11 protein-coding genes and 1 tRNA gene are annotated in these 12,544 nt (G+C 69.1%); 8 read left to right on the top strand and 4 right to left on the bottom strand.

Features of this window, described 5'->3' with window-relative positions; translation table 11 throughout:
- Window position 1 precedes the first annotated feature (1 nt).
- Window positions 2-2,299 (bottom strand): terpene synthase family protein, encoded by a 2,298-nt coding sequence (locus tag OIE74_RS19790; protein ID WP_329385386.1) that lies wholly within the window; start codon window positions 2,297-2,299, stop codon window positions 2-4.
- 165 nt (window positions 2,300-2,464) lie between these two features.
- Here OIE74_RS19790 and OIE74_RS19785 point away from each other — a divergent pair, with 165 nt between their 5' ends.
- The 4 genes from OIE74_RS19785 (at window position 2,465) to OIE74_RS19770 (ending at window position 6,176) form a co-directional block, all read left to right on the top strand.
- Window positions 2,465-3,067, top strand: coding sequence for an HhH-GPD-type base excision DNA repair protein (locus OIE74_RS19785; protein WP_329385383.1), 603 nt, complete (start codon window positions 2,465-2,467; stop codon window positions 3,065-3,067).
- 128 nt (window positions 3,068-3,195) lie between these two features.
- Entirely contained in the window at window positions 3,196-4,782 is a 1,587-nt protein-coding gene (locus OIE74_RS19780) for a M28 family metallopeptidase (RefSeq protein ID WP_329385381.1), read from the top strand.
- Window positions 4,783-5,073: 291 nt separating this feature from the next.
- Entirely contained in the window at window positions 5,074-5,376 is a 303-nt protein-coding gene (locus tag OIE74_RS19775; RefSeq protein WP_023540426.1) for a type II toxin-antitoxin system VapB family antitoxin, read from the top strand.
- 161 nt (window positions 5,377-5,537) lie between these two features.
- Window positions 5,538-6,176: a LytR C-terminal domain-containing protein gene (locus OIE74_RS19770; protein WP_329385378.1), complete on the top strand. Its 639-nt coding sequence runs from the start codon at window positions 5,538-5,540 to the stop codon at window positions 6,174-6,176.
- A gap of 94 nt (window positions 6,177-6,270) precedes the next feature.
- On the opposite strand, the gene upp is transcribed toward OIE74_RS19770, so the two are convergent.
- On the bottom strand, window positions 6,271-6,906 hold the full coding sequence (gene upp, locus OIE74_RS19765) for a uracil phosphoribosyltransferase (protein ID WP_329385376.1): 636 nt from the start codon (window positions 6,904-6,906) through the stop codon (window positions 6,271-6,273).
- A gap of 309 nt (window positions 6,907-7,215) precedes the next feature.
- Between upp and OIE74_RS19760 the strand changes: the two genes are divergently transcribed.
- The 4 genes from OIE74_RS19760 (at window position 7,216) to OIE74_RS19745 (ending at window position 8,863) form a co-directional block, all read left to right on the top strand.
- Window positions 7,216-7,395: a hypothetical protein gene (locus OIE74_RS19760; RefSeq protein WP_329392354.1), complete on the top strand. Its 180-nt coding sequence runs from the start codon at window positions 7,216-7,218 to the stop codon at window positions 7,393-7,395.
- 252 nt (window positions 7,396-7,647) lie between these two features.
- Window positions 7,648-8,202, top strand: a complete 555-nt coding sequence (locus OIE74_RS19755; protein WP_329385375.1) for a tRNA adenosine deaminase-associated protein — start codon at window positions 7,648-7,650, stop codon at window positions 8,200-8,202.
- A gap of 41 nt (window positions 8,203-8,243) precedes the next feature.
- Entirely contained in the window at window positions 8,244-8,747 is a 504-nt protein-coding gene (gene tadA / locus OIE74_RS19750; protein ID WP_329392353.1) for a tRNA adenosine(34) deaminase TadA, read from the top strand.
- Between the two features lie 31 nt (window positions 8,748-8,778).
- Window positions 8,779-8,863 (top strand) — tRNA-Ser (locus tag OIE74_RS19745).
- Window positions 8,864-8,952: 89 nt separating this feature from the next.
- On the opposite strand, the gene OIE74_RS19740 is transcribed toward OIE74_RS19745, so the two are convergent.
- Window positions 8,953-9,837: a TIGR03621 family F420-dependent LLM class oxidoreductase gene (locus OIE74_RS19740; protein WP_329385373.1), complete on the bottom strand. Its 885-nt coding sequence runs from the start codon at window positions 9,835-9,837 to the stop codon at window positions 8,953-8,955.
- A 122-nt stretch (window positions 9,838-9,959) separates the two neighbouring features.
- Window positions 9,960-12,044, bottom strand: a complete 2,085-nt coding sequence (locus OIE74_RS19735) for a discoidin domain-containing protein (RefSeq protein ID WP_329392352.1) — start codon at window positions 12,042-12,044, stop codon at window positions 9,960-9,962.
- Window positions 12,045-12,544 lie beyond the last annotated feature (500 nt).

The following is a 12,544-nucleotide window of genomic DNA, read 5'->3' as shown; positions in this document are numbered from 1 at the left end:
GCTATCTCCCGGCCTGAGCCGCGTCCTCCCGCAGGCCCCCCGGAGCAGCCCCAAGTGCCGGTGCGGGAAGGTGGATGCGGATGGCTGAGGTGCCTGGGCCCTTCGGGGGCGAGGGGAGTCGGTAGGTGAGGGGGGCGTGGTCGTGGAGCAGGTCCTCCTCCTTGTAGCGGTGGCAGCCCTGGTGCCAGACCAGGATGCCGGAGAGCCAGTTCTCCAGCTCCTTCACGTAGCCGGCGAGGACCGCGCGTGCTTCGGGGGCGAGGGCGAAGTCGTCGTACAGGACGGGGAGTTCGTTGGCCGCCACATGCTGGAACTGGCGCATGCGGCCCTTCATCAGGTCGTGGATGATCGCGACACCCGTCGGGTAGTCGCAGTTGAAGAAGGACTGCACGACCAGGACGCCGTTGTGGACCTCGCCCTCGAACTCGATCTCCTTCTGGTACGAGAAGAGGTCGTTCATCAAAGTGGCGTAGTCCTGGGCCGCGTTCTCCAGGGACTTCATCGGGCCGCTGCGATAGATCTCCTGCGGCACCGTCCCGCCATGGCCGATGCGGCACAGGCTCATCGTCAGGTTGGAGCCGAAGGTCTGGCGGCGCATCTCGATGTAGTCGACGGGGTCCGGGACGCGGTTCTGGATCTGGTTGGCCAGCTCCCAGACCCAGCTCGCCGTCATCTCCTCGACCGCCGCGCGGAAGTCCCGGCGGGCGTCCATGTCCATCGGGCCCGCCGTACGGGTCCACAGGTCGGCCAGGCCGCGCTCCAGGGCCGTGAGCGGTGGCGGGGTGGCGAGCGTGTCGAGCGGCATGAACAGCGACAGCCGTTCGTTGCAGGCCTTGGCCGCCGCCAGATTGCGGGCGTGGCCGTACACGACGGGGAAGTAGTCGTCGCCGTACGTCCCCCAGGCCAGCCAGTCCGAGGTCAGGTCGAGCCCCTCGGGCGTGGCGTCCGGGTGGATACCGGCCGCGCAGAGCGGGAGGTCGGTGCGCCGGATCCGGTCCTCGTCCCAGATGTCCGAGCCCGGGATGCCCGGCTGCCCCTCCAGGATGCCCATCCGGCCCGCCCACTCCACGACGTGCTCCCGCGACGCCTCCAGATGCGGACTGAGCGACGCCTCGAACGGCATCTCGAACTCGGGGACGATCGACGGCCCCACCCGCTGGTACGGCACATGGCTGTGGGCGCGCGCCCTGACGGAGGAGCCGCTGGTGAGGCTCTTGAGACAGTCCGACGCCGCCGTCCAGCGCCCGACGGGGGTCTGCGAGAACAGCGGCCCCGCCGTCTCACCCGCCCCAGGCCCACCGTCCGCGCCCGCGCCGTTCATGTACCGGCTGGAGCGCATGTGCCACTCGTGGCCGCCGGACTGCCAGTCCTGGAGGCCCTTCACGTACGCGAGGGTCCCGGCCGCCGCGACCGGGTCGACCCCCTTCTCCACGAAGAGCGGGCCCAGCTCCGTCAGGGCCGTGTTCTCGAACTGGTGGAGCCGGGAGGTCAGCAGGTCGTTCACCGCGTCCGCCGCCTCCTGCGTCGTACAGCCGAGGAACGTCTCCAGGACGAGCACCCCGTTGCTCAGCTCGCCCTCCTCCTCGATCTCCCGCTGGTACGAGAAGAGGTCGTTCCGCAGATGGACCCCGTCGGAGAAGCTGTCCCGCAGGACCCGCAGCGGACGGGAATCGGCGATCGCGGCCGGGACCTCCGCCCCCGCCGCGTACTCGATGAGCCCGGCCGACCACGGCGCCCCGCCCACCTTGCGGCGCATCTCGATGTACTCGACGGGATTCGCGATCCGCTCGGCGTTGATGTTGGCGAGTTCCCAGAGGGATTCGTTGAGCAGATTCTCCGTGCTCTCGGCGAATCGCGCCCGCCAGTCCAGGGACATCGACGGGACCGTCCGCTTCCAGAGGTCGGCGAGACCCGCCTCCACCGGATTCGTCGGCACGGGAAATCCGTCGGCGAGATCCATCGGCATGAACGCGGCGAGCCGGTCGAGATACGCCTTGCCGCCCTCGCGGTCCTGCGTTCTCTTGAAGATCTCCAGGAAGTGGTCGTCGAAGAAGAAGACCCACACATACCAGTCCGTGACCAGGGACAACTGCGGCCCCGTGCAGTCGGGATGGGTGTACGAACACAGGAGCGCGTAGTCGTGGGCGTCGAGATCGCTCTGCTCCCAGATCCCGGAGCCCTCCAGCATCCCCATGTCCCGCGCCCACGTCCGGGAGTGCTCCCTGGCCTCCTCCAGACGCGGGTTGATGCGCGCCGGATAAGGCATGTAGAAATCCGGCAGTTCAAAGGGCTGTGTCACTGCTGTGCGGCCTTTCCCGAGGATTCCTGAGCATTCCGGTAACTGTCCGTGTTCAGCTCTACCCCCCGCCGCGTACCGCCATCCGCGCCACAAAACAGTCGTATGAACACACCTTCAGGGCGTGGCCTCCCTCAAATTTTCCGCCTCCCGGTCCACCATCTGCCCATGAGCACGACGATTCGCATCGCACAGCAACCCGAGGCCGACGAGCTACTCGGCCGCAGCCCGCTGGCCGCGCTGGTGGGCATGCTGCTGGACCAGCAGGTGCCCATGGAATGGGCCTTCGCGGGGCCGTACACCATCGCCGTCCGCATGGGGGGTGACGATCTGGACGCGCACACGATCGCGGCGTACGACCCCGAGGCCTTCGCCGCGCTGCTCACCGAGAAGCCCGCCGTGCACCGGTACCCGGGGTCCATGGCCAAGCGTGTGCAGCAGCTCTGCCAGTTCCTGGTCGCGCACTACGACGGGGACGCGGCCGCGCTGTGGCGAGATGTCGCCACCGGCCCGGAGCTGCTGAAGCGGCTGAGCGAACTCCCCGGCTACGGCAAGCAGAAGTCCCAGATCTTCCTCGCGCTGCTCGGCAAGCAGTACGACGTACGGCCCGAGGGCTGGCGCGCGTCGGCCGGCGCGTACGGGGAGGAGGGCTCGTACCGCTCGGCGGCGGACATCACGGGACCCGAGACCCTGGTCAAGGTCCGCGAGCACAAGCAGGAGACGAAGCGCGCCGCCAAGGCGGCGAAGGCGGCGGAGAGCACCAGGAGCTGAGCGCACGTCAGGCAGCGGCACAGGCCACCGAGGTAAGCGCATGACTTGTGGCACATCTGTTCCCCTACGAGCTCCCGGGTCGCTAGCTTTCTCGTTCAATCTCGCCCGTTCGCATCGGAAGGACCCCTGTGAACGCAACGTCCCGCAGACTCCTGGCAGTCGCAGCCGCCACCGCGCTCACCGCCCCGCTTCTGCTGTCCGCATCCGCCGCCTCCGCGCACAACAGGCCCGACCCGGCGAAGGACGCGGCGAAGCTCGCCAGGAAGCTCGTCAAGGAGGCGTCCGGAAAGGACGCGTACAAGCACCTGAAGAAGTTCCAGGACATCGCCGACTCCGCCGGCGGCCACCGCGCCGCGGGCTCGCTCGGCCACGACGCCTCCGCCGCGTATGTCTACAGCCTTCTCAAGAAGGCCGGTTACGACGTCTCGTACGACAGCTTCGAGTTCACGTACATCGAGACGCAGGCCCAGACGCTGAAGGTCACCGCGCCGACGCCGCGCGACTCCGAGATCACGGCCATGTCGTACACGAAGTCCACGCCCAAGGGCGGGATCGAGGCCGAACTCGCTGTCGTGCCGGTCGACGCGACCACCGGCTGCGAGCCCGGTGACTACGCAGCGGGCGCCTTCACCGGCAAGATCGCGCTCATCCAGCGCGGCGGCTGCGACTTCGCCGTGAAGCAGCAGACGGCGGCCGGCGCGGGAGCGGTCGCCGCGATCGTCTCGAACAACACCGAGGGCGCCCTCAGCGGCACCCTGGGCGACCCGGCGGCGGCCAGGATCCCCACGGGCGGTGTCACCCAGGCCGAGGGCGCCAAGCTCGCCGCCGAGGCCGCGGCCGGCCCCGTGAAGGTCTCGGTGGACATCCGTCAGCTCCAGGAGAAGCGCGTCACGCGCAACGTCATCGCCGAGACCAAGGGCGGCAAGGCCGCCAACACGGTGATGCTCGGCTCCCACCTGGACTCCGTCACCGCGGGACCGGGCATCAACGACAACGCGTCGGGCTCAGCCGGGCTCCTCGAAGTCGCCCTGGACCTCGCCAAGTCGCACGAGAAGCCCGCCAACAAGGTGCGCTTCGCGTGGTGGTCGGCCGAGGAGCTCGGGCTGCTGGGCGCCGAGGACTACGTGAAGGGCCTCAGCCCCGAGCAGGCCGAACAGATCAAGCTCTACCTGAACTTCGACATGATCGGCTCGCCGAACTTCGGCCAGTTCGTCTACGACGGCGACAACTCGGACGGCGTGGGCGAGGGCCCGGGGCCGGAGGGATCCGCGCAGTTGGAGAAGGGCATCACCGACTTCCTCGACAGCGTCGACTATCCGCACGAGGGCACCGACTTCACCGGCCGCTCCGACTACGGGCCCTTCATAGAGGTCGGCATTCCCTCCGGGGGGACCTTCACCGGCGCCGAGGGCATCAAGACGGCCGAGCAGGCGGCGAAGTTCGGCGGCGAGGCCGGGGTCGCGTACGACGCCTGCTACCACGCGGCCTGCGACGACCTCGACAACATCAACAAGGAGGCGTTCGACGTCAACATCGACGTCATCGCCAACGCCGTCGGCCACTACGCCCACGACCTGAGTCCGCTCACCGCGAAGGCGGGCGCGGGCGCGGCCGGTGCGGCGGGCGCGGCCCCCTCCGCCAAGGTGGAGCACACCACCGGCGGCGACACGGGCGTCGGCGCGTCGAACGCCCACGAGCACGAGTCCCGGGCCTGACGGCCCGAGAAGTCTGAGGGTCCAGCAGCCTGACGTTCTGACCGACAGTCCGGCTGACGGAAAGCCATACACCGCGGGCGCCGGGGAAGCTGATTCCCCCGGCGCCCGCCGTGCGTCCGCCCACCGCTCGGGCAGCGGCCGCGAGGGCCTCCTAAGGAGGCGATATGGGCGACGACGTCACCGGACGGGACGGTTCCACTCATACGCCGCTCCTACTTTGACCCGTATGGATCTGTTTGCACCACCGCGCCATGGCTGCGCCCGGAGGCGGTCGCCCGGTAGGCTTTCCGTGTGATCTTCAAGCGCATCGGTAACGGGCGGCCGTATCCCGACCACGGCCGGGAAAGCACCCGGCAGTGGGCGGACGTAGCGCCGCGCCCGGTCCGCCTCGATCAGCTCGTCACCACGAAGGGCCAACTGGATCTGGAGACGCTGCTCGCCGAGGACTCGACCTTCTACGGAGACCTCTTCGCGCACGTCGTGAAGTGGCAGGGCGACCTGTATCTGGAGGACGGACTGCACCGCGCCGTCCGCGCCGCACTCCAGCAGCGACAGGTGCTGCACGCGCGCGTTCTCGAACTGGACCTGGGCTGAGCGACCGAGGGTCCGAGGTCTGACAGACCGAGGCCCGGCGGACCGCCGACGCCCCCTCAAGCGGGCGGCCACTGAGCCTTTCGGGGTCTTTCCGGCCGCTTCAGGCCCAACCTATTGATCATTTAGTAGGAATCACTACCGGCGCGCACTACGCTGCGGCCATGAGCATGCTCACCCCCCCTGGCATGGGCGGCAAGTACCGTATTACGGGGTCCAAGTACCCGCGCATGCGCCGCCCCCGGCACCGCCGCAGGATCGTGCTCGCGGCCGTCGCCGCGTTCGTCGCCCTCGGTCTGGTCGGCTGGGGGACCGTACAGCTCATCGACGTGTTCACGGCGGACGACGGAACGAAGGAAAAGACCACGACCGCGTCGGCCGGCGGGCGCGACTGCGAGCCGTCGCCGTCCGCGTCGGCGGCGGCGGTCGCCAAGCCGCTGCCCAAGCCGGCCCAGATCAAGGTCAACGTCTACAACGCGACTCCACGCGCGGGACTCGCCAAGGCCACCGCGGACGAGCTCAAGAAGCGCGGCTTCGTCATCGGCAAGGTGGGCAACGCGCCGGCGGAGTACGACAAGAAGATCCCCGGCACCGGCATACTGCTCGGCGCCCCGGGCACCGCGGAGGGGCCCCTCACGGTGCTCGGCGCCCAGTTGAAGGGCGCCAAGTCCGAGCACGACGCCCGGACGAGCAAGGACGTCGATCTGCTGCTCGGTACGGCCTTCAAGAGCCTGAGCGTCAAGAAGGACGCCGACCAGGCCCTGGCCACCCTCACCAGGCCCGCGCCCGGCGGCCCTTGCTGAGCCTCTTGAGCCACGTGAGCCACGCCGAAGGCCAAGGGCCCTGTCCGCCGGAGTCGGACAGGGCCCAGAGTTCGCCGTACGCGCGCCGGTCGCGCTAGTCGACCGTCCCGTACATACGGTCACCCGCGTCGCCCAGCCCAGGAACGATGTACCCGCGGTCGTTCAGCCGCTCGTCGACCGCCGCCGTGACGACCGTGACCGGCGTGCCCGCCAGCTCGCGCTCCATCACCTCGACGCCCTCGGGCGCCGCGAGCAGCACCACGGCCGTCACGTCGTCGGCGCCGCGCTTGATGAGCTCACGCAGCGCCGTGACCAGCGTGCCGCCGGTGGCCAGCATCGGGTCCAGGACGTACACCTGCCGGCCCGACAGGTCCTCGGGCATCCGGGTCGCGTACGTCGACGCCTCAAGCGTCTCCTCGTTACGGATCATCCCGAGGAAACCGACCTCGGCGGTCGGGAGCAGCCGCACCATGCCGTCGAGCATGCCGAGACCGGCCCGGAGGATCGGCACCACGAGAGGGCGCGGATGGGACAGCTTCACACCCGTGGTCGGCGTCACCGGAGTCTCGATGTCGACCTGCTCGGTGCGCACGTCCCTGGTGGCCTCGTACGCGAGCAGCGTGACCAGCTCGTCGGCGAGGCGTCGGAAGGTAGGGGAGTCGGTGCGCTTGTCGCGCAACGTGGTGAGTTTGTGCGCGACCAGCGGGTGGTCGACGACATGAATCCGCATGCCTCCACAGTAACCGTGGCCCGGCCCATGGCTCCCGCGGGCATCAATCCTCCGCCCGAAGGGAAGGTGACTGGGCACGCGTACAAGGGGACGCGGGGGCCAGAGTCAACCGAGTCGTGGGGTGGTGAGGCGGCGATGCCGGACCGGCAGCGGCGAAATCCTCAGGGGCGGGGCGACGGCCGGGCGGCCGAGGCGGAGGCCGGGGATCCCCTCGGGCTCCCGGCCCGGGAGCCCGCCGGACCCGTCACGGGCCCCGGACTCACACCCGAACCTGTGTCCGACATAACGCCCGACACCACGCCCGACCCCATACCCGACCCCGCCGCGGATCTCGTCTCCGACGACAGCGGCGCGGCCCGCCGGCGACGGCGTGCGCAGTTCCTGCGGGAGTTGAACGAGGCCAAGGCCCTGCGCGAGCGGGTGAAACCTCGGCAGGCCCGTGCTGCCCGGATGCGCCAGCAGATGCGGATGCGGACGTTCCGCTGGTAGTCACCTACAGGTCACCCAGCAGCCCTCCGGCCTTCGCGGGACGGCCACTTGGGCATCGGCCGGCCTCCGCTCCCGGGGCTTCGGACCCCCTCCGCGCGCAGCGCATCCGGCGGCGTCCAATAAAATGCCTCCACGACGCAACGACGGAAGACCTCTCGCAATCGCCCGCTTTCTGCCACGATTCCGAGTAGTGGGCGGGGCAGAGCGCAGCGCACCGCCGAATCGTCACCTCTGACCAGTGGGAGAGTCACGGTGTACTTCGCCGCACTGCTCGCGCGCACCGAAGACGGGTGGGAAGCGAGCGACACAGAGCTCGACGACGTGGAGACCTTGTCGGATCTGACCGACCTGGCCCGGGAAGCCTCGGTGGACGAGGACACGGTGCTCGTCTTCATCGAGCAGGAGGACGCCTGGTTCGGCGTGCTCCGCGTGGAGGGCGAGGAAGATCCTCGCATCTACGTCTCCGACGCGGCCATGGCCGCACGCTCCTCGTACGGGGAGATCCTGACGGACGAATTGCTCGGCGGGGACGATGACGACCTCGCCGACGCCTTGGACACGCTGGACCTCGACGGTACCGAGGACGGCGAGACTGAAGAGCAGGAGGACACGGAGGACCCGGACGACGGCACCGCCGCCGCCGACGCGGCCGGCCCCGGATCGGTACCCGCGGGACCGGTGGGCGACCGCACGATCCTCGCCGACCTGGGCCTCTCGGAGGCGGAGTTGCTGGCGCTGGACACCGACGCCATGGCCGAGATCGCGGACGCGCTGGGCGCCTCCGAGGTCCTGGAGACCGCCCGGTAGTGACAGAGCGCGACCCGGGCGACGGACCGTCGCGCGACCCGGTGAACGACCAGGTGAACGGGCCGGAGACCGATCCGGTGCGTGACCCGTGGCGGGCCGCGATGCGTCTCGCCCTGGAGCAGGCCGCGCGTGCGACGCCGGCCGGCGATGTGCCGGTCGGTGCCGTCGTGCTGTCACCCGACGGCACCCCGCTCTCCGGCGGCCACAACGAACGCGAGCTGACCGGCGACCCCACCGCGCACGCGGAGGTCCTGGCGATCCGCCGCGCGGCGGCGGAGCTCGGCACCTGGCGGCTGACGGACTGCACGCTCGTGGTGACCCTGGAGCCGTGCACGATGTGCGCGGGCGCGCTCGTGCAGTCGCGGGTCGCCCGCGTCGTGTACGGGGCGCTCGACGAGAAGGCGGGAGCGGCGGGCTCGCTCTGGGACGTCGTACGCGACCGCCGTCTCAACCACCGCCCGGAAGTGATCCACGGGGTGCTCGCCGAGGAGTGCTCGGAGCTGCTCAGAGCCTTCTTCCGGGACCGCCGGAATACCGATTTCTGAGCAGGGGCCACCTTGGGCTAAGCTCTCTCTCGGTAGCGTGTCCGAGCGGCCGAAGGAGCTCGCCTCGAAAGCGAGTGTGGGGAAACTCACCGAGGGTTCAAATCCCTCCGCTACCGCTCTCACACCCTCCTGATCTGCGGAAACGTGGATCGGGAGGGTGTTTTGCGTGGCCGTACGAGGCCGGCCGCCAGGCACGCCGGGGCGGTCAGCGCAGTCGGTCGATGACCTTCGCGAAGTCGGTCATGTGCGGTTCGAGTACGGAGAAGTACGTCAGGCGGTACGTGTCCCGGTAGCGGTCCAGCGTCTCGGCGATCTGCTCGACCGTGCCCGCCAGTACGTTGGGCAGTCGCAGGATCTGCTCCCTGGTCAGATTCGGGGCCGTACGGTGGACGGCCGTCAGGTCCAGTGATTCCGACGCCGAGTTGGCGTCGCCGAGGACCACCGACGATACGAACAGGTTCAGTTCCAGACGGCCGAAGCGCGCGCCCGCCTCGGCGCGGACGTGATCGACCCGGTCCGCGAGGACCTGCTGCGGGTCCAGCCCCGGTGGGGTCCGGTGCGTCATGACCGGGAAGCCGATGATGTCCGCCTCGCGGGCGGCCAGCCGCAGAATACGGTCGCTGAGGCCGGCCAGGAGGAGCGGTGGCCCCGGACGCTGGCGGACCGCGGGCCGCTGCTCCGGGGTGGCGAACATCCGGTGCAGTTCGGCGACCGTGTGCGCCAGGTTGTCGACCCGCTCCTCGGAGCTGGGATACGCCAGCTCCGCCGCGTGGAACTCCGCCCCCACGCAGCCCGCGCCGAGCCCGACCTCCAGCCGGCCGTCGGTGAGCTGGTCGGTGTCCGCGATGTCCCTGGCCAGCAGGGCGGGCCGGTAGAAGCCGGAGTTGAGGACGAGGGTGCCGACTCGCAGAGTGGTGGTCGCGTCGGCGGCGGACACCAGGGCGGGGAAGGGCGCCGACGCACCCAGATGGTCGGGGATGTGGAGCACGTCGTAACCGAGCTCCTCGGCCTGCCGGGCCTTGGCCTGCCAGGCCTCGTGCGATCCGGTGGACGTCATGCTGACGCCGAAACGGAAGGGGCGGGTGGACATGGCTTCCTCTCGACGGGATCGATGTCCCAAGAGGGTAGATTTAGCCTCTTTTACTCATGATAGTCATGGCGTGCTCAGGGCCCGGTCTCTCCGCCGGGAGACCGGGCCCTGAGATGCGGCTTCTACGGGAAGTTGATCACGTTCGACGGGACCGTCGACGTGCCCGACGTCGGTGATCCGGTGCTGTTGATCACGTGGTTGTACTGGCCCATGCCGCCGAGAGAGACGACCAGGATGTTCTGGAACCTCACCCCCGGCTTCACCGGCGCCTGGAATCCGTGATCCTGACGGATGTTCGGATCGGACGTGTAGTTGCAGTAGCTGCCCATCGCCCAGCCCTGGTGGTTGACGACGGAATCATCCACCTTGTACGCGGCGAAGCCCTGGATACCGCCGTTCTGGATGGCGGCCTGGTTCGGTGCGTCGTACGCCTTCTCGTTCTGGAAGAAGATCGTCCGGCCGTTCTCACCGCTCCACCGCACGTCGTACTTGTTGAAGTGTTCGACGAACAGCCCGGTCGCGAGCACGTTGTCGCCGTTCACCTGGAGGCCGTAGTCGGCGCGGTTGGTCTCCCAGCCGACACCGTCCCCGTGGTCCGCCCGCCAGATCCAGGTGTGGTCGATGATCGCGTCGTTGCTGTTGACGACCATGCTGGTGGTCGCCTTGCCGGGGCCGGCGCCGCCGATGCGGATGAAGACGTCCTGGACGGTCGTCGGGTTGGCGGAGTGACCGGCCGACGAGTTCTGCGGGCCGACCTCAAGCAGCGTCGGGGAGTTCACGGGTCCGGCGTCGATCAGGAAGCCGGCCAGCTTCACTCCGTCGACGTCGGCGACCTTCATCGCCGTCACGCCGTTGTCCGGGATGATCGTGGCGTACCCGAGGCCGAGGACCACGGTGTTCGCCCGGTTGACGTTGATGGACTGGTCGACGTGGTAGATGCCCGGGGTGAAGAGCAGGTGCAGACCCTGGGCGAGCGCCGCGTTGATCGTGGCCGCCGTGGCTCCGGGCTTGACCACATAGAACTGGTCGAGCGGCAGGGACTCGCCCTGCGGGGTGCCGTTCCAGGAGACGCCGCGCGCGTTGGTGCGCTTGGCCGGCACGAAGACCTTGTACGTGTTGCCGTCCAGATAGAGGAACGGCTTCTCGCGAGAGGTCGGGGTGTTGTTCAGGGTGGTGTACGGCGGGTTCGGGAAGGACTGCGCGGGCGCGCCCTCGACGCCGGAGAACGCCATGTTCCAGACCCCGTTGCCCCAGCCGCCGATGGCGCTGTCACGGGTGTACCACTGCTGCTGGGAGTACGGCGTGATGGTGCCGTCGACCTTGCTGTCGGCGATGTAACCGCCGCTGGCCCAGCCGTATCCGTTCGGCGCGAGGTTGAGTCCGCCCTTGACGTGCATACGGCGGAAGGGGGCGGCCTGCGCGACGGCCCAGCGGTTGCTGCCGCTGACCGGGTTGAGCGCGAGGTTCTCGGCGGAGCGCCAGAAGTTTTGCGTGGCGTTGCCGTTGAACCAGCCGGCGTCCACCGTCACATCGCCGTTGATGTTCGTGTCGTCCGGCTTGAGGCCCAGACCGGAGATCGAGGTGTAGAAGCCGAGTTGGGCGTTGATGTTGTTGTACGTGCCCGGCTTGAACAGCAGTTGGTAGCGCCCGGTGCCGAACTGGGCCGACTCCTGCTGCCGGAAGATCTGGTCGAGCGTGCCCTGGATGCCGGGCGTCGAGGGGTCGAAGACCTTGACGTTGGGGCCGAGGTCACCGCCGCCCTGGATCGGTCCGCCGGGGCCGCCGCTCTCGCCGTACACCTGGAACTCCCAGAGGGAGTAGCCGTACGGGGTGGCGCGGGTGGTGCCGGTCAGCTTCACGTAGCGGGCGTTGCCGGAGACGTTCAGCGTCTCGTTGCCGCCGGGGCCCGTGGTGGTGGAGTACGCGCTCGTCCAGCTGGTGCCGTTCGTGGAGAGCTCGATCTTGTACGCCGTGGCGTACGCGGCCTCCCAGCGCAGCACGACCTGGCTGAGCGCGACCGAGGAGCCGAGGTCGATCTGGATCCACTGGGGGTCGGCGGCGGCGCTCGACCAGCGGGTGCCGGTGTCCCCGTCGACGGCCGCGGCGGCGGGTGTGCCGCCGTTCTCGGTGCTGGAGACGGTCACCGGCTTGCCCTGGGAGAGCAGGGTCGGTGCGGCGCTCGCGGGCGTGGCGGTGGGGATGAGCATCAGCAGGGAGGCGACCAGGGTGGCGGCGATGGACGCGGCTATGCCGCGGCGGCGTACCGACGCGGGTCTCCTGAACACCGGAACAACGGACAGCGGAGCGTGCATGGGCAGGTCTCCTGAAGTCTCGGACGACGTGGGGGAGTTCGGGATGCGCGGAGAGATCCGGGGGATACCCAGAGAGCGCTCTCTCGTATCGCAGATGGTTCTCCCGTGTTTCGTACACGTCAAGAGTTGTGCGCAGACAAGCCGTCGTCGGTTGGTCTCCGAACAACAACTAACCGACCTGGCGAGGCATTTGCTCATTTTCGCCAGCCGTCGTGCGGAGTGTCCGTTCAGTTCCTGACGGCGCGGGCCCGGCGCACCTCGCGTACGGCGCCCCGACCGGAGGCGCGGCGACCACGCGCGGACGCGCTGCGGCCGGAAGCGGTCATGCGGGTGATCGAAATCGGCCTCCGAACCGGCCCATTCGTACGGTTAGACTCACGCGATCGCACCGGAGA

The organism is Streptomyces sp. NBC_01716, from assembly GCF_036248275.1.
Taxonomy (GTDB): domain Bacteria; phylum Actinomycetota; class Actinomycetes; order Streptomycetales; family Streptomycetaceae; genus Streptomyces.
Note: the sequence above shows the minus strand (reverse complement) of the source record. Positions and strands in the feature narration are given on the sequence as shown.

Coding starts and splice junctions, on each gene's coding strand:
- OIE74_RS19785 (WP_329385383.1), top strand. CDS start 2,465: ATGAGCACGACGATTCGCATCGCACAGCAACCCGAGGCCGACGAGCTA.
- OIE74_RS19770 (WP_329385378.1), top strand. CDS start 5,538: ATGAGCATGCTCACCCCCCCTGGCATGGGCGGCAAGTACCGTATTACG.
- upp (WP_329385376.1), bottom strand. CDS start 6,906: ATGCGGATTCATGTCGTCGACCACCCGCTGGTCGCGCACAAACTCACC.
- OIE74_RS19740 (WP_329385373.1), bottom strand. CDS start 9,837: ATGTCCACCCGCCCCTTCCGTTTCGGCGTCAGCATGACGTCCACCGGA.
- OIE74_RS19735 (WP_329392352.1), bottom strand. CDS start 12,044: ATGCTCATCCCCACCGCCACGCCCGCGAGCGCCGCACCGACCCTGCTC.